Raw genomic sequence first — 19,489 nt, 5'->3', positions numbered from 1 at the left:
GTGCGGTCCGGCGGCCCGCACGCGGACAGGTCAACGTCGCCCGACTCGGCGACGGCGCGACAGCCACAGTCGCACCGGACTGTCGATGAAGAAGGCCATCCCCGTGATGGCGACCATGATCAGCCCGGTCAGCAGTCCCTGCGCGACGACGAGCGGCGGAGTGTCCGAACTCGTGGGCATTACGACGACCGACATGATCGCGGAGATGACGACGGTGCCGACTCGGAACCAGCGGGTCGTCGCCCACGCGGCCAGCGGGATGATTGCCCACAACAGGTACCAGGCCTGCACGAACGGGAAGAACACGACGAATGTGGCCATCGCGATGCCGAGGCCGCCGAGCGGATGCACGCGGCCCGCGAGGCACGCGAGGAGCCAGCGGACGACGAAGATCGCCGCGATCAACTGACCGATGGGTCGCGCGATGTCGAGGATCGCCTGCGTTTGCTCGCCCATTCCGAGCCACAGTCCGACGCGACCGGCGACGACCGACAGCAAGGTCGGCATCGACATCCAAGAACGGACGATCCCGCCTGTGCTGAGCGTGCCCGTCCAGCCGAATCCGAGGCCGGTACCCAGACAGATCGCGACGATCACGGCGATCGTCACGGACAGCAAGGCGCACGCGGACTTGGCGAGAGCGAAGAACGAGGTTCGAGAGCGATCCCACCATTGGGAACGCGGCGCGTTCCGCAATGCGGGGAGCGTGGCGCCCCAGCGTCGTGCGAGAGCTATGCCGATGAAGCCGAGCGCGAGTAGCGACGAGACCTTGACCATCGCGGACGCGGCGATGAGCGCGACGCCCGCGGCCAGGATCCAACCGGCCCTGGACGGGAGTGGATGGTCGGGTCGTCGTAGGCGCTCGGAACCGTCGATGGCGCGGAAGCACCATTCCATCCCGACCAGCATCATGCCGAGCATCAGCGCTTCATTGTGGATGCCGCCGATCAAGTGGAGGATGAGCAGCGGATTGAGTGCGCCGAGCCAGAGCGCGGTAACGCTCGACACGCCGCAACGGCGGGCCAGACGGGGGAGTGACCACACGATCATCGCCACGCCGAACAGTGCGACCACGCGATGCAATAGGACGGCGACGGTGATGTTCTCGCCGGTCATAGCGGTTATGTGTTCACCGATCCACAGGAACAGGGGCCCGTACGGGGCGGGCGTGTCCTTCCACAGGTTCGGCACTGACAGCGTGAGCACGTGGTCGACGCCGAGTCCGCGCATTGGACTGTAGGTGTACGGATCCATTCCTCGGTAGGCGATCGCGCTCTGCGCGAGATACGAGTAGACGTCCTTGCTGAGCAGGGGAGGCGCGATCACTAGTGGAGCCGCCCACATCACCATCGTCTGATAGATCTGGCTCCGGGACATTCGGCGGGCCGGACTGCGACGTTCGGCTACCTCGACCGACATGCGCCCGATGGTGAATCTCGAGAGGAGCAGCCACGCGAGGACCAGCGTCATCATGCCGCCGATGGAGACGGTGAGCGCCGTCGAATACATGCGTGAGGGCAACGACAGGATGCGGGTGCCGACGATCGGATTCTGTAGGACCGGCAGCATGCCGGTGCCGAGCGATCCGATCAAGATGAGCACCGAGCCGGTAGTGCCGAACAGCTGGATGCGCCGCAGTCTCGACGTCTCGAGCGCGTTGAGCGGGCCTACTTCGGCTTCGTCGGCGTGCATGCGGGCGAGCCGAGTGCCGTATTCCCCGGTAGCGTCGGGATCGCGCTCGACGACGGGGCGGGAGACACCGAGATAATCGAGGCCTCGACGCAATAGCGGGAGTTCTGGCACACGAGCACTGTATCCGTTGGTGTGCGGTGCTGGTGCGCACGTGCGCCGGTTCGCCGGCAGAGCGGTGCGGCCTGCCGGACCAGCGGCGCGATCCCGCCGGGCGATTAGGTCACCCTTGCTGGATCGGGGGAATCAATTACGTCACACTTGTGTTGTGAAAAGCATGACCGACTCGAAGCGACTGCTGTGGCAACAGCATGCAGACGGGTCTGGCCCCGACGGCCAGACCCGCGCCGCCGTCGTGTCATTGCTCGTGGACGAGGGGCCGATGACGGCCAGCGACATCGCCGAACGCCTCGGCATCAGTGCAGCCGGAGTCCGTCGCCACCTCGACATACTCACCGACGGAGGCGACGTCGAACTGGCACCCGCCGGATTCAATAAGGGTGGCCGCGGACGCCCGGCCAAATGGTTCCAACTGGCTCCCGCTGGACGCGGCAAGCTGCGGCACGCCTACGACGACCTCGCGGGTGCCGCGATCCGATCGATTCGGGACATCGCCGGGCAGGACGCCGTCGAGAAGTTCGCCCGCGAACGCGTGAACGGCCTCGTCGCAGGCGTCGAGCCGGTGACCGAGTCCGGCTCGGTCATCGCCACCGTCGAACAGATCGCGGCCGCGTTGACCGGCGCAGGCTATTCGGCCGACATCCGTGAAGTCGGCACCGGGGTACAGATGTGCCAGCACCACTGCCCGGTGGCGCACGTCGCCACCGAGTTCCCCGAACTGTGCGAAGCCGAGACAGCGGCGTTCACCGAACTGCTCGGCACTCACGTGCAACGACTCGCCACCATCGCCAACGGCGACTGCGTATGCAGCACCCACGTACCGGTCCACCGGCCTGCAAACCCGGCGGAGTCCCCGAACGTTCCCGACCCGAAGGCGACGTCGCAGCCCGTCGTCGCCGACAACCCCGATGGAAAGGTCCCCCGATGACGGTCACCGATCCCGCCGCCGCTCAGCTGTCCCAGGAAGAGACGATCGCGTCCTTCGACGGCTATGGCTACGGCTGGTCCGACAATGACGACGCAGGCGCAGCCGCCAAGCGTGGTCTATCCGAGGAAGTCGTCCGCGACATCTCGGGCAAGAAGAGTGAGCCCGAATGGATGCTCGAGCAGCGACTCAAGGCACTGCGCATCTTCGATCGTCAGCCGATGCCCAGTTGGGGCGGCGACCTGTCGGGCATTGACTTCGACAACATCAAGTACTTCGTGCGGTCCACCGAGAAGCAGGCCGAATCGTGGGAGGACCTGCCCGAGGACATCAAGAACACCTACGACCGGCTAGGTATCCCCGAAGCGGAGAAGAACCGGCTCGTCGCAGGCGTCGCCGCACAGTACGAGTCGGAGGTCGTCTACCACCAGATCCGCGAGGACCTGGAGGAGAAGGGCGTCATCTTCCTCGACACCGACAGCGGTCTGCGTGAACACCCGGAACTCTTCGAGAAGTACTTCGGCAGCGTCATCCCCGCGGGCGACAATAAGTTCTCCGCGTTGAACACCTCAGTCTGGTCGGGTGGCTCGTTTATCTACGTGCCGCCGGGCGTCCACGTCGACATCCCGTTGCAGGCGTACTTCCGCATCAACACCGAGAACATGGGTCAGTTCGAGCGAACGCTGATCATCGTCGACGAGGACGCATACGTCCACTACGTCGAAGGCTGCACCGCGCCGATCTACAAGTCTGACTCGCTGCACTCCGCGGTCGTCGAGATCATCGTGAAAAAGGGTGGTCGCTGCCGCTACACGACCATCCAGAACTGGTCGAACAACGTCTACAACCTGGTCACCAAGCGAGCCAAGGCCGAAGAAGGCGCCACCATGGAGTGGGTCGACGGCAACATCGGGTCGAAGGTCACGATGAAGTACCCGGCCGTGTGGCTGACCGGCGAGCACGCCAAGGGCGAAGTCCTCTCGGTCGCGTTCGCGGGTGAGGGCCAGCATCAGGACACCGGATCCAAGATGGTGCACCTCGCGCCGTACACCTCGAGCAACATCGTCTCGAAGTCGGTGGCGCGCGGCGGCGGCCGATCGTCGTACCGTGGACTGATCAAGGTGAATCCGGGTGCGCACGGCAGCCGCTCGACGGTCCAGTGTGACGCACTGCTGGTCGACCAGATCAGCCGCAGCGACACCTACCCGTACGTCGACATCCGTGAAGATGACGTGACGATGGGGCATGAGGCGACCGTCTCGAAAGTCAGCGACGATCAGTTGTTCTACCTGATGAGCCGTGGCCTCACCGAAGAAGAAGCGATGGCCATGGTGGTTCGCGGCTTCGTCGAGCCCATCGCCAAGGAACTCCCGATGGAATACGCACTCGAGCTCAACCGGCTCATCGAACTGCAGATGGAAGGATCGGTCGGCTGATGGCTGAACTCACCCCGACGAAGGAAGTCGTCGTCAACAAGGGCGAGATGTTCGCCTCGTTCGACGTCGACGCGTTCGAGGTGCCCGGCCAGCGCGAAGAGGCGTGGCGGTTCACCCCGTTCCGTCGTCTCCGCGGCCTGCACGACGGAACGGCTCCCGCCACGGCGACCCTCGACTACACCGTCGAGGGCGTCGTAGACGGCGTCACGTCTGAACTCGTCGAACGCGACGACCCGCGCCTCGGCGAAGGCGGCGTCCCGTTCGACCGGATCGCCGCGCAGGCGTACTCGTCGTTCACGAACGCTCGCGTCGTCACGATCGCCGCGAACGCACAGGTCGAGGTCCCGGTCGTGGTGACTCTCGACGGTCCCGGCGAAGGCGAGGTCGCGTACACGCACCTGCAGATCCGCGCCGAAGCGTTCGCGAAGGCCGTCGTCGTCCTCGACCAGCGGGGCAGCGGAACGGTCGGCGAGAACGTTGAGATCGTGGCGGGCGACGGCTCGCACCTGACAGTCGTCAACGTGCACGACTGGGCGCACGACACCGTGCACGTCGCGGCGCACCACATCTCTGTGGGGCGCGACGCCGTGATCCGCCACTTCGCGATCAGCCTCGGCGGCGACCTCGTGCGGCTGTCCCCGCACGTGCAGTACCGGGCGCCGGGCGGCGACGCCGAACTGTGGGGTCTGTACTTCGCGGACGCCGGTCAGCACCTGGAGCAGCGTCTACTCGTCGATCACTCGGCGCCGCACTGCCGTTCGTACGTCACCTACAAGGGTGCGTTGCAGGGGCAGACCTCCGACGGCAAGCCGGGTTCCAAGCGGTCCCGCGAGGCGCACACGGTGTGGATCGGCGATGTCCTGATCCGCCCGAGCGCCGAAGGTACCGACACCTACGAGCTCAACCGCAACCTGGTGCTTACCGATAACGCGCGCGCCGACTCCGTGCCGAACCTCGAGATCGAGACCGGCGAGATCGTCGGCGCTGGGCACGCCAGCGCCACCGGACGCTTCGACGACGAGCAACTGTTCTACCTGCAGTCGCGCGGCATCCCCGAAGACCAGGCCCGACGCCTCGTCATTCGCGGCTTCTTCGGCGAGGTCCTCGCCAAGATCACTGTCCCCGAGCTCCGCGAGCGACTCGAGGCGGCTATCGAAGCCGAACTCGAAATCGCAGGCGCCTGAGCCCCGTCCCCACATCTTGACGGCCTCCCACATCTTTACGAAGGAACTACTGATTCCAGTGACTACTCTCGAAATCCGTGATCTCCACGTCGACGTCGCCGACAACGATTCCGACGCCGAGCCGATCCACATCCTCAAGGGCGTGGACCTGACTATCAAGTCCGGTGAGAAGCACGCCATCATGGGCCCGAACGGCTCCGGCAAGTCGACTCTCTCGTACGCGATCGCAGGCCACCCGAAGTACAAGATCACGTCCGGCACCGTCACCCTCGACGGCGAAGACGTTCTGGCGATGAGCGTCGACGAGCGTGCACGTGCGGGTATCTTCCTCGCCATGCAGTACCCGGTCGAGGTGCCCGGCATCTCGATGTCGAACTTCCTGCGCTCGGCGGCGACCGCTGTCCGTGGCGAAGCTCCCAAGCTGCGGCACTGGGTGAAGGAAGCGCGCGAGGCGATGAACGATCTCGACATCGATCCGGCGTTCGGCGACCGCAGCGTCAATGAGGGCTTCTCCGGCGGAGAGAAGAAGCGCCACGAGGTTCTGCAGCTCGGTCTCCTCAAGCCGAAGATCGCGATCCTCGACGAAACGGACTCAGGTCTCGACGTCGACGCACTCCGCATCGTCAGCGAAGGCGTCAACCGGTACGCCGACGGCGAGAATGGCGGCATCCTGCTGATCACGCACTACACGCGGATCCTGCAGTACATCAAGCCCGACTTTGTGCACGTGTTCGTCAACGGCCGGGTCGTCGAATCGGGTGGCCCGGAGCTGGCCGACGAGTTGGAGCGCGGCGGATACGAGCGTTTCACCGCCGCTGTCGCGAAGTAGAAAGATGGCCGTGGCAACGGGCTTCGACATCGCCGCCGTCCGCGCGGACTTCCCGATCCTCTCGCGGACTGTGCGCGACGACAAGCCGCTGGTCTATCTCGACTCGGGCGCGACGTCGCAGCGGCCGCTGCAGGTGCTCGACGCCGAACGTGACTTCGTGCTCAACCACAACGCCGCAGTTCACCGCGGCGCCCACCAATTGGCGGAGGAGGCGACCGACGCGTACGAGTACGCGCGGGACGCCATCGCATCGTTCGTCGGCGTGACGGCGGCTGAGATCGCGTTCACGAAGAACGCGACCGAGGCGCTGAATCTCGTCGCGTACACCCTGGGCGACGATCGGTCCGCACCGCTGTTCGGCGGTACCCGGCTCGGGGACGGCGACACGATCGTCGTCACCGAGCTCGAACACCACGCCAACCTCGTCCCGTGGCAGGAACTGGCGCGCCGTACCGGAGCTCGGCTGCGCTGGTACTCGGTGACCGACGACGGACGCATCGACCTCGACTCGCTCGACCTCGACGAGACCGTCAAGATCGTCGCGTTCACGCACCAGTCGAACGTCACCGGAGCGGTGGCCGATGTCGCCGAGCTCGTCTCGCGGGCCCGCGCGGTCGGCGCATACGTCGTGCTCGACGCCTGCCAGTCCGTGCCGCACATGGCGGTGGACTTCCGCGCGCTCGACGTCGACTTCGCGGCATTCTCCGGACACAAGATGCTCGGACCGTCGGGTGTCGGCGTCCTGTACGGGAAGTCGGCGCTCCTCGAACAACTGCCGCCGTTCATCACCGGCGGCTCGATGATCGAGACCGTCACGATGGAGGGTTCGACGTACGCCGCGCCCCCGCAGCGATTCGAAGCAGGCGTTCCGATGACGTCCCAGGTCGTCGGGCTCGGTGCGGCGGTCGACTATCTCGACGCGATCGGCATGGATGCGGTCGCCGCCCACGAGCACGACCTCGTCGTGCGCGCGCTGGCACGCCTGAGCGAGATCGACGGTCTGCGGATCGTCGGCCCGCGCGAAGCCACTGGGCGAGGTGGAGCGGTCGCGTTCGACGTCGAGGGCATCCACGCCCACGACCTCGGGCAGGTTCTCGACGACGAGGGAGTCGCCATCCGGGTCGGACATCACTGCGCGTGGCCGCTGCACCGGAAGTTCGGTGTCGCCGCAAGTGCCCGCGCATCGTTCGCCCTCTACAACACGGTCGACGAGGTCGATGCTCTCGCGGACGCTATCCGCGTCGCCCAGAACTTCTTCGGAGGACGCCCATGAGAATGGAACAGATGTACCAGGAGGTGATCCTGGATCATTACAAACACCCGCACGGGCGTGGCTTGCGCGAGCCGTTCGACACCGAAGTCCACCACGTCAACCCGACGTGCGGGGACGAAGTCACCCTCCGGGTGGCCGTCGTCGACGACGCCGTCGCCGACATCTCCTACGACGGCCAGGGCTGCTCGATATCGCAGGCCTCGACATCGGTGCTCTTCGACCAGATCGTCGGGCTCTCGCTCGACGACGCGATGGCCGCGCTCGACTCGTTCAACACCATGATGACCTCTCGCGGCACCGACGCAGGCGACGAAGACCTCGTCGGCGACGGCATCGCCTTTGCTGGCGTCAGTAAGTATCCGGCGCGCGTAAAATGTGCGTTGCTCGGATGGATGGCGTTCAAGGACGCGGTCTCCCAGACCGTTGCGGAAAAGACCGGAGCATAGAAATGACTGACACAGTAGAGACCTCGCTACCCAGCCAGGACGATGTCGAAGAAGCCATGCGCGACGTCGTCGACCCGGAACTGGGCATCAACGTCGTCGACCTCGGCCTCGTCTACGGCCTCGCCATCGACGACGACGCCGCGGTCAAGATCGACATGACGCTCACCTCGCCTGCGTGCCCGCTCACCGACGTGATCGAGGACCAGACCCGAAACGTCCTCGTCACCAGCGGACTCTGCACGGACATGGAGATCAACTGGGTGTGGATTCCCGCCTGGGGCCCGGACAAGATCACCGACGACGGTCGCGAACAATTGCGAGCTCTCGGCTTCACCGTCTAGGCGCCCCTCGACCTAGCTCTCATGTAGGTGAGCGCGCTCGCCGTCCCGGTCGAAGATCGTCAGAATTTCGGCCGTCTTGCGGTACGCACTGAAGTGGTGCGGCGTCATTGTGTCGAATTCAGCGGCCTCGCCCGCCTGAATGTCGATGACCCGCTCGCCCAGATGGAGCCGAACAGTCCCGGAGAGCACTGTGAACCATTCGTGTCCCGGATGGACGCGTTGGTCCGTCGGTGAACTCGGATTCGGCGACAGTCGCATCTTCGCGACGATTACCCCGCTCTCGGCCCGGTCCCGGGACAGCAGCCACGTGACGGCGCCCGGCCGTTGATGGGGTTCGGGCCGGATCACGACGTCGTCGTCGCCGACAGGTTCGACCAGCTGGTCGAGGGTAGTTCCTAGAGCGCGCGCGATCGGGACCAGTTGATCCAGTGCGACGCGACGGTGGCCGGTCTCTATCCGCGACAGCGTGGAGGGGCTGATGTGGCAGCGTCGAGCAAGTGCGTCCAATGTCCAGCCTTGGGCGACACGTAAGCCTCTGATGCGTTGGCGGACGAGCGCGTCGACGTCGTCATCCATCGGTTCTTGCTTCATAGGCAAAACTATATGCTATTTGTGCAACACGCGGATAGCGTCGAGGCCATGAGTCAGACAGCGAAGATCACCCCAGAAGAGTCCGCTCCAGAAGAGTCTGCCGCAGAAGAGTCTGCCGCAGTGAAGAAGCCCACACCGTACGACGTCGTGATCGTCGGGGGCGGTGCCGCCGGACTGGCAGCCGCCGTCGCGCTCGGCCGGTCGTTGCGGTCGGTGCTCGTCGTCGACGCGGGAGCGCAACGCAATCTGCCGTCGGAGGCGGCGCACAATGTGCTCGGTCGAGAAGGGATCTCGCCCGGAGACCTGTTGCGGGTCGGTCGTGCCGAAGCGGAGTCGTACGGCGTCGAGTTCGTCGACGGAACAGCCACCGGCGCTCAATGCGATGAGAGCGCAGGCGGTTTCACTGTCGACGTGGATGGCGGGACCACGGTCCGAGCGCGCCGGGTGGTGCTCGCCTCCGGCCTCGTCGACGTCCTGCCCGATATTGACGGCGTGCGCCAGGCGTGGGGACACGGTGTGCTGCACTGCCCGTACTGCCACGGGTACGAGGTGCGGGGCAGGCGAGTCGGAGTGATCGCCTCGATCGCTCCGCAGGCCGTTCATCAGTCGTTGTTGTTTGCGCGCCTGGCCGACCGGGTGACCGTGTTCGCGAACGGAGTCGACTTTGACCAGGAGCAACGCGCAGACCTCGACGTGATGGGAGTCAATGTCGTGCACGGCGTTGTGTCTCGCGTTCATGTGGACGGCCGCGAGGCGCGGGCGATCGCGGTCGGCGACGACCGGTACGACGTGGACGCGGTGGTCGTCGCGCCGCGGATGCTCGCCCGCACCGAACTGTACGAACGTCTCGGTGGGCGGGCCGAGGAACATCCGATGGGGCGGATCATCCCGGCCGATGAGAACGGCGCGACGCCTGTGCCCGGCGTCTGGACGGCAGGCAACGCGGGCGACCTCGCGGCGATGGTCGCCTCGGCGGCGGGCGCCGGAGTCAAGCTGGGCGCGTTCGTGAACGCCGACCTCGTCGCCGACGACGTCCGCGCGGCGCGGGCTCGCGCAGGCGGACGGTAGCCGCCAGGAATATGTCTGGGCTGCGGCAGTGTTGAATGGTGACATGGCAACCATTGATTTGACCGGGACGGACTTCGAGCAGACCGTCAACGACAACGAGATCGTGCTCGTCGACTTCTGGGCCGAGTGGTGCGGTCCGTGTAAGCAGTTCGCGCCGACCTTCTCGGCTGTGTCGGAGAAGCACGAGGATATCGTGTTTGCGAAGGTCGATACCGAGGCTCAGCAGCAGCTCGCCGCGGCCGCGTCGGTCCGCTCCATCCCGACGATCATGGCGTTCAAGGACGGGCACCTCGTCTTCAACGAGGCTGGCGCGCTGCCCCCGCAGGCGCTCGAGTCGTTGATCGAGCAACTCAAGACACTCGACGTCGAGAAGGCGCTGCGGGAGAGCGGGCAGGCCGAGTAAACGACGGCTGCGACCGGTGAACGTCATTCGGGCGACGGCGTTCCGGCTTGGCACCCGTACTATCACCTCATGCGAAAATCTCTGATAGCCGTCGCTGTGGGTTTGACCTGCGTCCTCGCGGGCTGTGCTGTCGACGGCACACCGACGCGCGGTCCGGTAGAGCTGCAGACCGGCAAGTACGGCTCGATGCAGACCAAGCCCGCAGGTGACGCGACGTCGGAGACCGCATGGGCGAAGTTGCGTGGCGTTCGGTTGGCTGACCACATGGTCTTCGCGCATGACCTCGATCCGGTGATGGTTGACGGGAAGCTCCCCACGCAGCCGTTGGCGACCGCGGCGAATGTTCAAGCCGTCATTCCCGACACGGCGGATTTGCCGGTTATGAAGGACTTTCAGTACGGCTTCACGTTGTCCTCTGGTGACGAGAGCAACGACACTGGGATCAATCACGCCGTGTTCGTGTTCCGCGACGCCGCGGCCGCGTCTGCTGCGGCAGGACAGCTCTCGGGTGTGATGCTCAAGCGCACGTCGTACTCGAAGTACGAGCGCGTGCGGGTGGCGGGCATGCCGTCGGAGTCGATCACCATCCACGATTCGAGCGCGGACAAGCACACCGTCGCCGCGTTCACGCCGGTCGGGCAGCGGCTGATCTACACGTGGGCAGACGCCAAGGACCGTGCTTGGCCGGATCGAATCGTGAAGGCCGCCTACGACCAGCAGAAGCCATTGCTGGACGCGATCGGAACGGTGAGTGACGACCGGCGCATCGACCCGGACAACTTGCTGACCGGAACGGTGGGTGAGAACAGCGGTGACGGCAGCAATCCATTGCACGGCTCGGTCTACGGCCAGCGTGCGGCGGCCTTGTTCTACGGCGACCAGTCGGCCGCACTTACCGCGCTGAAGAAGGCTGGCATCGAACAGTTCGCGTGGAATGGCACACAGTTGTACAAGGCGGGCAGCGCAGGTCAGACCGCGGGTTGGATCGACTACCTTGTCAAAGATTTCGAGGACGACACGTCTCGGAAGGCCGCGAGCCCGCAGGATCTGAACATCGCGCGGTGCCTCACCAGAGACGGCAACGCTGGCTGTTTTGTCGCGGTCGGACCGTACGTCGGAGAGGCCTACGGCAAGGATCTGGCGGACGCGCAGCAGCAGATCTCCGCGCAATACACATTCATGAAGAAGCTCGCCGGCTGAGCGAGGACACCGCCGATACGGCGACGCGCAAGCGTAGCCGCATCGGCGCCAGCGTGAACACTGCAGCCATCGACCGCAGCACACCAACCGCATCATCGCGGCCGCACAGGTAGCGGTATTGCAGGGTCGGGTCCGTGCGGAAGAACGTGTCGAAGAATGCGACCAATTCGTCCGGACGCAACGTCAACAGAACGCGCAGTCCCAACGTGCGCAAGCGGTAGGCGAGACGCGCATGCGCCGACCAGAGGACGTGGTGCGGATCGCGGTCCGCGACGATCGCGTCGACGACGACATCGGACGCGCGCAGCGACTGACCGACGCTGTACCCGGTGGCCGGGTTCATCAGACCGCCGACCGCACCGAACCGCAATGGGCTGTCCGCTGAACGCGCCCACGGTCTGGCATCGACCTGCAGCGGGAAGTCGACCAGTTCGTCGACGTGCGCCCGATCGGTGCGAAGGCGATTGCGTTCGGCGAGGGCATCGACATCGATGGGCGGGGCCCCGGCCAGACATGTCTCCTCGACGAGCCGGCGACCAGCACCGAGCGCGACCCGATAACTGAATGACGGCGGTGCCCCGGCGAGCGACGTTCGGGCGGCGGGCCGCCAATCCATCAACACCATCGTCGGATCATCTGACTGGTCGACCGAGCCGACCGCAGTCTGTCGAGGCCGTGCCGGGTGGTCGGCGGTCCGTGCACCCCGCGCGTCGACCACATAGCGGGCCCTCACGCGGGAACCGTCGGTGCACGTGACGGTGCTCGCGGTGACCGCTGCCGCGTAGCGGGCGAGCACGGCCGCGCCGTTGAGCGTCAACGTGTGCTGGAACTGGGCGGTGTCGAGGATCGTGTATCCGTGTGGCACGACGCGCTCGGTCGGCGTGAACACGGTGATCGACGGCGCCGACGCCGCGATCGCCGCGCGATCGAACCAGTCCGGAAGGTCAGCGGTGTACATCCCGTACGTCGCCGACCACTGACGATCGGGATCGGGGTCGACCACGGCGACCCGCAGTCCCGCTGCCAGCGCTCGGTGCGCGAGGACGCGACCCGCGGGCCCCGCGCCGACGACGGCGACATCGTAGATCGTGGTCACAGCGGTAAGGCTAGCCCCGGCGTGCGGTCAAGGCCGCAGCACCGGTTTGATGACGGTGCCCGCACGGAAGTCGGCGATAGCCGTCGCGATGTCGTCGAACGAGTAGGTGGTGATCAGTTTGTCGAACGGGAAGTCGCCGTCGGCCCACATCCGTACGAGGCGGGGGATCAGTTCGTGCGGATCAGCGTCACCCTCGATCACGCCGCGCAGCGAACGACCCTGCAGCAGATGGCTCTGGTTCAGTTCGACGGGGTTCTTCGGCCCCCGGAATCCGACCGTCACGCAAGAACCAGGCGAAGCCAACGCCATCAGCGACTGACGGATCACAGACGGGGCGCCGACCGCTTCCATGGTGAAGTCAAGTCCGCCCTGCGTCTCGCGCACGAGGTCCTTCGCGAGGGTGTCGGACGGCTCGTAGACGGCGGTCGCACCGATCTCGAGCGCGAGCTCGCGTCGGGTGGGGTTCGGGTCGACGCCGATGATCGGTTCGCATCCCGAGGCGTTCGCCGCCATGATCGCGGCGAGGCCGACGGGGCCGAGCCCCCACACCCCGTAGCTCTGGCCCGGTTTCGGTCGGTGCACATTGAGGACGGCGCCGGCGCCGGTTAGGAGGCCGCATCCGAGCGGACCGAGCATGTCGACCGGTAGCGTGTCGGGGACTTTCACGGCGTTCGCGACGCTCGCCACGGCATGTGTCGCCCACGACGACTGGCCGAACCAGTTCCCGTGGACGGGTGCGCCGTCCCCATCGACGAGCGTCGTCGAACCGTCCGGTCGGCCGCCTGCGTAGTTGAGCTGTGCGAACCTCGTGCAGTACGCCGGGAGGTCGGTCGCACACCGCTTGCACTCGCCGCAGGAGGTGAAACTGCACACCACATGGTCGCCGACGCTCAGCTCGGTGACCCCGGGGCCGACGGCCTCGACGACCCCGGAACCCTCGTGGCCGAGGACGATCGGCGTCTGCTGCGGCATCGCGCCGTCGATGACCGTGAGATCGGTGTGGCAGACGCCCACACCGTGGACCTTGACCAACACTTCGCCTGCGACGAGGTCCGTGGCGGTTAGTTCCACGATGGACAGGTCGCCACCGACCTCGTTCAGTACTGCTGCACGCATCTTCGGCCTCTCATCGCATCTACTTTCCAAGCGAGCATATCTCGACTTATGGCGAGCGGGTGTCATGTCCCACGTTTCACGATTCGCCGATAGCCGCCGGGCATCCGTACGATGGATCCTCGTGATCACCGCGACTGACCTGGAAGTTCGAGCGGGCGCGAGGACTCTCCTGCTCGCGCCCGGAGACCACCTGCGCATCCAGCCGGGTGACCGGATCGGCCTCGTCGGACGTAACGGTGCAGGCAAGACGACGTCGCTGCGCATTCTGGCGGGGGAGACCCAGCCGTATGCGGGCTCCGTTCGCAACTCGGGGCCCGTCGGCTACCTGCCCCAGGATCCCAAGGAGGGCGACCTCGACGTCCTCGCGAAGGATCGCGTCCTGTCCGCCCGCGGCTTCGACGAGATCCTCGCATCGATGGGCAAACAGCAGACGCTGATGGAGGAAGCCGCGGACGACAAGGTCCGCGACAAGGCGATCGTGCGGTACGCGCGGCTCGAAGAGCGGTTCTCGAACCTCGGCGGATACGTCGCCGAAGCGGACGCGGCCCGCATCTGCAATAGTCTCGGCCTACCCGACCGGGTGCTGGCCCAGCCGCTGCGCACCCTCTCTGGCGGTCAGCGCCGTCGAATCGAGTTGGCGCGCATCCTGTTCGCGGCGTCGGACGGATCCGGTAAATCGGATACGACCCTGCTGCTCGACGAGCCGACCAACCACCTCGACGCCGACTCGATCGCCTGGTTGCGGACGTTTCTGCAGAACCACGACGGCGGACTCGTCGTCATCAGCCACGATGTCGACCTGCTTTCCGACGTCGTGAACCGCGTGTGGTTCCTCGACGCGGTGCGCGGTGAAGCCGACGTCTACAACATGGGCTGGAAGCGGTACCTCGACGCGCGCGCCACCGACGAGCAGCGACGCAAGCGCGAACGCGCCAACGCCGAGAAGAAGGCCTCCGCTCTCCGTACGCAGGCCGCGAAGCTCGGTGCCAAGGCAACCAAAGCTGCGGCCGCCCACCAGATGATCAAACGCGCCGAGCGGATGATGGACGAACTCGACGAGGTGCGGGTGGCCGACAAGACCGCGCACATCCGTTTCCCGGAGCCCGACCCGTGCGGAAAGACTCCGCTGATGGCGTCCAACCTGACCAAGATGTACGGGTCACTTGAGATCTTCACCGGTGTGGATCTGGCCATCGACAAGGGGTCGCGCGTGGTGATCCTCGGTCTCAACGGTGCGGGCAAGACGACCCTCTTGAAGCTTCTGGCCGGAGTGGAGAAGCCGGACCTCGGCGAACTGGAGCCAGGCCGCGGACTCAAGATCGGCTACTTCGCGCAGGAGCATGACACGCTCGACGACGATGCGACGGTGTGGGAGAACATCCGGCACGCCGCACCGGACGCGGGTGAACAGGATCTGCGAGGACTCCTCGGCGCGTTCATGTTCACCGGACCGCAGCTCGAACAGCCGGCGGGTACCCTGTCCGGCGGTGAGAAGACGCGTCTGGCGCTCGCCGGACTCGTCTCGTCGGCCGCGAACGTCCTGCTGCTCGACGAACCGACGAACAACCTCGACCCGATCTCCCGCGAACAAGTCCTGGAAGCATTGCGGAGCTACACCGGGGCCGTCGTCCTCGTCACGCACGACCCGGGCGCAGCTGAAGCGCTCGAGCCGCAGCGCGTCATCCTGCTGCCGGACGGTACCGAGGACCACTGGTCGGACGAGTACCAGGAGCTCATCGAGCTCGCCTGACCAACGCTCGCGGGGCTTCGGCGATCATGCCGGGGCGGCGAAGACGACGATGTTGTCGCGGTAGCCGAGTGGTGGTCCGATAAACGGGCCGCCGCATGTCACCAGCGCGAGGGTTTCTGGACCGTCGAGCCGATTGAGCTCCTCGAACGGGACCGCATCGGTGCCTGTACCCGTCTTTTCCGCATCCACCACCCGAGAGACCCGGTAGGTCAGGTGCTGACCGTCGGCGGTCCCGATCGTCACCATGCTTCCGAGTTCCAACGTCGCGAAGCGAGCCGCGTACCCCGTACCCTGCGCGACATCGTCGACGTGGCCGGCGATGACGATGGTTCCCGTGTGCGAGCCCGGCAGCGCCGAGTCGACCCACCATCCGACATTCGAGATGTCGGTGGGCGGCAACAGTGTTCCCTGTGCATCGGTCGCGACGGCCTGCGTCGGCGCCGACTGGCCGTCGATCACCAGCTGTACCGGCGCGGACGGATCGTGCGCTACCGCGATGATAGGCGCGGGCAGGTCGGCCTGGGCTTGGGTGGACTCCGAAGTGGTCTCGTGCGTACCGCAAGCGCTCGCCGCCACCAGTGCCACCGCGGCGGTGGCCGCTACGAGGACCCGGCCCAAGCGCGACATCAGTGCGTCCGACCGGTAGGGATCGACGTCAGCGGCTCGCGTTGGCTCGGGTCACGGATGATCACCGGCTGCTCGATCGGCGAATCGTACAGTTCCAAGTAGCGAGTTTGGGATGGGGACACCTCGACGAACCGGACGGTGGAGTCGAGGGCGTAGCCCGCGGGCGCGCCGACCTCCTGGACGTTGTAGCCGCCGGGGGCCAATTGAACCGATCCGGTGCCCGACGGGCCGGTCACCAGCATCACACTCTGATCGCTGTGGACGGCCGTGACGCGGTAGCTGGCACCGGCTAGCAACGCGCCGGTGACCTTGTCACGCTTGGTGATCGACACGGCACCAACCTGCCCTTTGCGGACCAGGGAAACGAGGAACGAGGTGCTTCCGCCAGCCACCAGATTCGCACTGGACGGATCGACCCAGGCCCGCTGGTATCCGCCCGGAATCGCGGTGACCTGCGCGGACACGACGCCTGCCGGCATGTCGACGCTAGCGAAGGTGTTTACTACCTTGATGACGTTGCCCGATCGGAGCTCCACGCCGACGCCGGAGACCGGGAGATGGGTCTTCAGATCGATGGCCTGCACCGTGACAGAGCCCGTGCCGGTCTCCGGCGGCGTGACGGTGGAGCTCGGCGGGGTCGTCGTGCTCGGTGGTGTGGTCGACGGCGTGGTCGACGGCGTGGTCGTGTCCGGCGCAGTGGTCGTGGCAGTGGACGTCGTGGCAGTGCTGGTCGTGGCAGTGGTGGAACCAGGTGAATCCGTCGGCTCCGCGGATGCCGTCGGCACGGCCATCGCGACTGCCGTGGCCAGTGCGACCAGCACGGTGGCCACCGCGAGGAGTATCCGATTGAGGCTTCTGATCATGTCCGTCTCCTCAGGACAGCCGGGTGACACACGCACCACGGCGGTGGGTCCCGACATGGAGTACGTCGTTCATCGGAGACGGACGGTTACGTTCGGAGCGATGCTGTCATTCATCTGAATGGTCTACCGCTGTGATCCCTTCGGCCCGCGCGCGTAAACGCGGCTCTCGGCGACATCCGCGGCACCTGTGAATGCTTCGGATGTAGCCGAGCGCCGCGTTTAGGTCGCCGAACTCCGCGGGCGGGCCCGGTCAGCCGCCGAGGATCTGCTTGCGCAGATCGCCTTTGACGAGCTTTCCGGTCGGTGTGCGCGGAAGTTCGTCGATGAACTCGATTGCCCGCGGGACCTTGAAGGCCGCCAGCTCCGCCCGCGCGCAATCGATGAGCTCCGCCGCCAACTCGTCGGACGCGCGGACGCCGTCGACCAGTTGCACGAATCCGGTCGCGGCCTCGCCCAGATCGTCGTCGGGCAAACCGATCACAGCGACGTCGTAGACCGACGGATGGTTGATGAGGACGTTCTCGGCTTCCTGCGGGTAGATGTTGACGCCGCCGGAGATGATGACGAATGCCTTACGGTCCGTCAGATAGAGGAAACCGTCGTCGTCGAGGTAGCCGAGGTCGCCGGTCGTAGCCCAGTTCGGGTGCTGCGGATGCTGTGCGGCCGCCGTCTTCGCCGGATCGTTGTGGTAGGCGAACGGCATCTCGTCGCGCTCGAAGAACACGGTGCCGACCTCGCCGGTCGGCAGGTCGGCACCGTCGTCGTCGCAGATGTGGACGACGCCGAGAGCTGCTTTCCCGACCGAGCCCGGCCGGTCGAGTGAGTCCTGCGCGCCGATGAGGGTGACGCCTGCGGCCTCGGTCGCCGCGTAGTACTCATTGATGACCGGCCCCCACCAGTCGATCATCGCCTTCTTCACTTCTGCCGGGCACGGCGCGGCGGCATGGATCGCGATCCGCATACTCGACACGTCGTACTTCGCGCGCGTCGACTCGGCGAGTTTGAGCATGCGGACGAACATCGTCGGCACCCACTGACTGTGCGTCACCTGGTACTCCTGGATCAGCGCGAGCGCGTTCTCCGGGTCAAAACGGTCCATGAGGACCACCGTGCCGCCGAGGGCGTTGACCATCGCGCAGTAACGCAGGGGCGCCGCGTGGTACACCGGGGCGGGCGAGAGATAGACGGTGTCGGTGCCGAACCCGTAGACCGGACCGAAGACCAGCGAGATCAAGTCCAGAGCCTCGTCGACCTGAACGTCGGGCATGTTCGGTTTGATGCCCTTCGGCCGACCCGTCGTCCCCGACGAATACAGCATGTCCATGCCGCGCGGCTGGTCGGTGAGCGGCTCGGAAGACGCGTCCGCCTTGACTCGGGCGTAGTCGGCGAAGCCTGGAAGGCCTTCCCCCCACGCCACCCGGCGACGTGCGTCGCTTAACGCCGGAATCTCGTGTGCTCGTGCGACCGACGCCGCGACATTCGACGCCGCGAACACCGCTTTCGCGTCGCAGTCCTCGAGGATGTAGTTGACTTCTGGCGCGGTCAGATGGTGGTTCACCGCGGTCACGTACATGCCGCTGCGGATCGCGGCCCAGTACACGTCGAACACACGCAGATCGTTGTCCGAGACGATCGCGACAGTGTCGCCCGGGACCAGACCGAGGTCGTCGCGCAGGAAGTGCGCGATCCGAGTCGACGCATCCGTCAACTCGGCGTAGGTGACGCGCTCACCGGTCGGCGGACGAATGATGGCGGCCTTGTCCGGAGTGGTCGAGGCGTGGGTTCCTGGATACACGTAACGCTCCTTATGTCTCGGTGACACACAGACCGTAACCGAGCGACCGCTCGGTGCGTACCCGTTCGCGCGACAACGACTCCGGACGTGACGAAAGCCGCCGTCTCGGCCCTGTTCGGGTCGAGACGACGGCTCCGTTCGGTCATTCAGTCGGCGCGCGGCCTGCGCACCGACGATTCGACGAGATCCAACACGGCGTGCAGATCGTCCGTCGACTGGCCCGAAGCCAGCCGTGTGACGATCCCGTCGAGGATCACATCCAGATACGTCACCAAGACTTCGGGCTCCACATCATTGCGGAGGCTGCCTGCCTGTCGCTTGCGCTCCAAGCGCGCGAGAGTGGCCCGCTCCCTATCTTCGGACTGCGCTTCCCACGCCGCACGGAAACTCGGATCGCTCCGGATCTTCCGCACGATCTCCAGGCGCGTGCTCAGCCAGTCGAAGTCCTTCGGCCGCGCCAGGATGTCGCGCATCACTTGCACCAGGCCCTCCTGTGCCGCAACATCGGCCATCCGCTCGGCGTCCTCCCGAGCGAGCGCCAGGAACAAGGCTTCCTTGTCTTTGAAGTGGTGGAAGATCGCACCGCGGGACAAACCCGTCGTCTCCTCCAGCCTCTTCACCGTGGCGCCCTCGTAGCCGAATTCGGCGAAGCAGTGCCGCGCGCCATCGAGGATCTCTCGACGGCGCGCGGCCAGCCGGTCATCGCTGACCCGTGGCATCGGTTACAACTCCCGTCG

Annotated in this window: 19 protein-coding genes; 11 read left to right on the top strand and 8 right to left on the bottom strand. The window is 65.9% G+C overall.

What is annotated here, in order from left to right:
* Positions 1-30 precede the first annotated feature (30 nt).
* Positions 31-1,803: a polyprenol phosphomannose-dependent alpha 1,6 mannosyltransferase MptB gene (mptB, locus tag MP11Mi_RS16275; RefSeq protein ID WP_420039918.1), complete on the bottom strand. Its 1,773-nt coding sequence runs from the start codon at positions 1,801-1,803 to the stop codon at positions 31-33.
* Positions 1,804-1,966: 163 nt separating this feature from the next.
* On the opposite strand from mptB, the gene MP11Mi_RS16270 reads away from it, so the two are divergent.
* Genes MP11Mi_RS16270 through MP11Mi_RS16240 form a run of 7 tightly spaced genes read left to right on the top strand, consistent with a single transcriptional unit; the run spans position 1,967 to position 8,243 of the window.
* A complete protein-coding gene (locus tag MP11Mi_RS16270) occupies positions 1,967-2,737 on the top strand; it encodes a helix-turn-helix transcriptional regulator (protein ID WP_420039917.1) in 771 nt (256 codons plus the stop codon).
* Positions 2,734-4,170 carry a Fe-S cluster assembly protein SufB gene (gene sufB / locus MP11Mi_RS16265; RefSeq protein WP_420039916.1) on the top strand — a complete coding sequence of 479 codons (1,437 nt, stop codon included), beginning with the start codon at positions 2,734-2,736 and terminating at the stop codon, positions 4,168-4,170. The genes MP11Mi_RS16270 and sufB overlap by 4 nt, the downstream gene beginning before the upstream one ends.
* Complete coding sequence (sufD, locus tag MP11Mi_RS16260; protein ID WP_420039915.1) at positions 4,170-5,354, top strand: Fe-S cluster assembly protein SufD; 1,185 nt, start codon at positions 4,170-4,172, stop codon at positions 5,352-5,354. Before sufB ends, sufD begins: the two co-directional genes overlap by 1 nt.
* A gap of 58 nt (positions 5,355-5,412) precedes the next feature.
* Positions 5,413-6,183 (top strand): Fe-S cluster assembly ATPase SufC, encoded by a 771-nt coding sequence (sufC, locus tag MP11Mi_RS16255; protein ID WP_420039914.1) that lies wholly within the window; start codon positions 5,413-5,415, stop codon positions 6,181-6,183.
* Positions 6,184-6,187: 4 nt separating this feature from the next.
* Positions 6,188-7,456: a cysteine desulfurase gene (locus MP11Mi_RS16250; protein WP_420039913.1), complete on the top strand. Its 1,269-nt coding sequence runs from the start codon at positions 6,188-6,190 to the stop codon at positions 7,454-7,456.
* The gene (gene sufU, locus MP11Mi_RS16245) at positions 7,453-7,902 is read left to right on the top strand and encodes a Fe-S cluster assembly sulfur transfer protein SufU (protein WP_420039912.1); all 450 of its coding nucleotides are present in this window, start codon (positions 7,453-7,455) and stop codon (positions 7,900-7,902) included. The genes MP11Mi_RS16250 and sufU overlap by 4 nt, the downstream gene beginning before the upstream one ends.
* A 2-nt stretch (positions 7,903-7,904) precedes the next feature.
* On the top strand, positions 7,905-8,243 hold the full coding sequence (locus tag MP11Mi_RS16240; RefSeq protein ID WP_420039911.1) for a metal-sulfur cluster assembly factor: 339 nt from the start codon (positions 7,905-7,907) through the stop codon (positions 8,241-8,243).
* A gap of 12 nt (positions 8,244-8,255) precedes the next feature.
* Here MP11Mi_RS16240 and MP11Mi_RS16235 read toward each other — a convergent pair whose 3' ends face one another.
* Positions 8,256-8,834, bottom strand: coding sequence for a helix-turn-helix domain-containing protein (locus tag MP11Mi_RS16235; protein ID WP_420039910.1), 579 nt, complete (start codon positions 8,832-8,834; stop codon positions 8,256-8,258).
* A 48-nt stretch (positions 8,835-8,882) separates the two neighbouring features.
* Here MP11Mi_RS16235 and MP11Mi_RS16230 point away from each other — a divergent pair, with 48 nt between their 5' ends.
* The 3 genes from MP11Mi_RS16230 to MP11Mi_RS16220 all read left to right on the top strand — a co-directional run bounded on the left by MP11Mi_RS16230 (position 8,883) and on the right by MP11Mi_RS16220 (position 11,505).
* Positions 8,883-9,902: an NAD(P)/FAD-dependent oxidoreductase gene (locus MP11Mi_RS16230; RefSeq protein ID WP_420039909.1), complete on the top strand. Its 1,020-nt coding sequence runs from the start codon at positions 8,883-8,885 to the stop codon at positions 9,900-9,902.
* A 43-nt stretch (positions 9,903-9,945) separates the two neighbouring features.
* Complete coding sequence (gene trxA, locus MP11Mi_RS16225) at positions 9,946-10,305, top strand: thioredoxin (RefSeq protein ID WP_420039908.1); 360 nt, start codon at positions 9,946-9,948, stop codon at positions 10,303-10,305.
* A 69-nt stretch (positions 10,306-10,374) separates the two neighbouring features.
* Positions 10,375-11,505, top strand: a complete 1,131-nt coding sequence (locus tag MP11Mi_RS16220) for a DUF7373 family lipoprotein (RefSeq protein WP_420039907.1) — start codon at positions 10,375-10,377, stop codon at positions 11,503-11,505.
* On the opposite strand, the gene MP11Mi_RS16215 is transcribed toward MP11Mi_RS16220, so the two are convergent.
* Positions 11,483-12,601 carry a lycopene cyclase family protein gene (locus MP11Mi_RS16215; protein WP_420039906.1) on the bottom strand — a complete coding sequence of 373 codons (1,119 nt, stop codon included), beginning with the start codon at positions 12,599-12,601 and terminating at the stop codon, positions 11,483-11,485. The genes MP11Mi_RS16220 and MP11Mi_RS16215 overlap by 23 nt on opposite strands.
* A gap of 27 nt (positions 12,602-12,628) precedes the next feature.
* The gene (locus MP11Mi_RS16210; RefSeq protein ID WP_420039905.1) at positions 12,629-13,717 is read right to left on the bottom strand and encodes an NAD(P)-dependent alcohol dehydrogenase; all 1,089 of its coding nucleotides are present in this window, start codon (positions 13,715-13,717) and stop codon (positions 12,629-12,631) included.
* 121 nt (positions 13,718-13,838) lie between these two features.
* On the opposite strand from MP11Mi_RS16210, the gene MP11Mi_RS16205 reads away from it, so the two are divergent.
* Positions 13,839-15,467 carry an ABC-F family ATP-binding cassette domain-containing protein gene (locus MP11Mi_RS16205; protein WP_420039904.1) on the top strand — a complete coding sequence of 543 codons (1,629 nt, stop codon included), beginning with the start codon at positions 13,839-13,841 and terminating at the stop codon, positions 15,465-15,467.
* A 24-nt stretch (positions 15,468-15,491) separates the two neighbouring features.
* Here the strand turns inward: MP11Mi_RS16205 and MP11Mi_RS16200 are convergent, their stop codons facing one another.
* The 4 genes from MP11Mi_RS16200 to MP11Mi_RS16185 all read right to left on the bottom strand — a co-directional run bounded on the left by MP11Mi_RS16200 (position 15,492) and on the right by MP11Mi_RS16185 (position 19,471).
* On the bottom strand, positions 15,492-16,094 hold the full coding sequence (locus MP11Mi_RS16200; RefSeq protein ID WP_420039903.1) for a class F sortase: 603 nt from the start codon (positions 16,092-16,094) through the stop codon (positions 15,492-15,494).
* A complete protein-coding gene (locus MP11Mi_RS16195; protein ID WP_420039902.1) occupies positions 16,094-16,957 on the bottom strand; it encodes an MSCRAMM family protein in 864 nt (287 codons plus the stop codon). The genes MP11Mi_RS16200 and MP11Mi_RS16195 overlap by 1 nt, the downstream gene beginning before the upstream one ends.
* Before the next feature lie 250 nt (positions 16,958-17,207).
* Positions 17,208-18,752 (bottom strand): acyl-CoA synthetase, encoded by a 1,545-nt coding sequence (locus MP11Mi_RS16190; RefSeq protein WP_420039901.1) that lies wholly within the window; start codon positions 18,750-18,752, stop codon positions 17,208-17,210.
* A 146-nt stretch (positions 18,753-18,898) separates the two neighbouring features.
* Entirely contained in the window at positions 18,899-19,471 is a 573-nt protein-coding gene (locus MP11Mi_RS16185) for a TetR/AcrR family transcriptional regulator (protein ID WP_420039900.1), read from the bottom strand.
* Positions 19,472-19,489: the final 18 nt, after the last annotated feature.

Origin of the sequence: Gordonia abscondita, from assembly GCF_032711245.1 — a bacterium.
In the GTDB taxonomy this organism is placed as follows: domain Bacteria; phylum Actinomycetota; class Actinomycetes; order Mycobacteriales; family Mycobacteriaceae; genus Gordonia.
This window is presented reverse-complemented; position numbering and strand designations above follow the sequence as displayed.

What these genes read in the sequence shown, in the direction of transcription:
- MP11Mi_RS16270 (WP_420039917.1), top strand. Translation starts at nt 1,967, where the DNA reads ATGACCGACTCGAAGCGACTGCTGTGGCAACAGCATGCAGACGGGTCT.
- sufB (WP_420039916.1), top strand. Translation starts at nt 2,734, where the DNA reads ATGACGGTCACCGATCCCGCCGCCGCTCAGCTGTCCCAGGAAGAGACG.
- sufD (WP_420039915.1), top strand. Translation starts at nt 4,170, where the DNA reads ATGGCTGAACTCACCCCGACGAAGGAAGTCGTCGTCAACAAGGGCGAG.
- MP11Mi_RS16250 (WP_420039913.1), top strand. Translation starts at nt 6,188, where the DNA reads ATGGCCGTGGCAACGGGCTTCGACATCGCCGCCGTCCGCGCGGACTTC.
- sufU (WP_420039912.1), top strand. Translation starts at nt 7,453, where the DNA reads ATGAGAATGGAACAGATGTACCAGGAGGTGATCCTGGATCATTACAAA.
- MP11Mi_RS16240 (WP_420039911.1), top strand. Translation starts at nt 7,905, where the DNA reads ATGACTGACACAGTAGAGACCTCGCTACCCAGCCAGGACGATGTCGAA.
- MP11Mi_RS16235 (WP_420039910.1), bottom strand. Translation starts at nt 8,834, where the DNA reads ATGAAGCAAGAACCGATGGATGACGACGTCGACGCGCTCGTCCGCCAA.
- MP11Mi_RS16230 (WP_420039909.1), top strand. Translation starts at nt 8,883, where the DNA reads ATGAGTCAGACAGCGAAGATCACCCCAGAAGAGTCCGCTCCAGAAGAG.
- trxA (WP_420039908.1), top strand. Translation starts at nt 9,946, where the DNA reads ATGGCAACCATTGATTTGACCGGGACGGACTTCGAGCAGACCGTCAAC.
- MP11Mi_RS16220 (WP_420039907.1), top strand. Translation starts at nt 10,375, where the DNA reads ATGCGAAAATCTCTGATAGCCGTCGCTGTGGGTTTGACCTGCGTCCTC.
- MP11Mi_RS16210 (WP_420039905.1), bottom strand. Translation starts at nt 13,717, where the DNA reads ATGCGTGCAGCAGTACTGAACGAGGTCGGTGGCGACCTGTCCATCGTG.
- MP11Mi_RS16200 (WP_420039903.1), bottom strand. Translation starts at nt 16,094, where the DNA reads ATGTCGCGCTTGGGCCGGGTCCTCGTAGCGGCCACCGCCGCGGTGGCA.
- MP11Mi_RS16195 (WP_420039902.1), bottom strand. Translation starts at nt 16,957, where the DNA reads ATGATCAGAAGCCTCAATCGGATACTCCTCGCGGTGGCCACCGTGCTG.
- MP11Mi_RS16185 (WP_420039900.1), bottom strand. Translation starts at nt 19,471, where the DNA reads ATGCCACGGGTCAGCGATGACCGGCTGGCCGCGCGCCGTCGAGAGATC.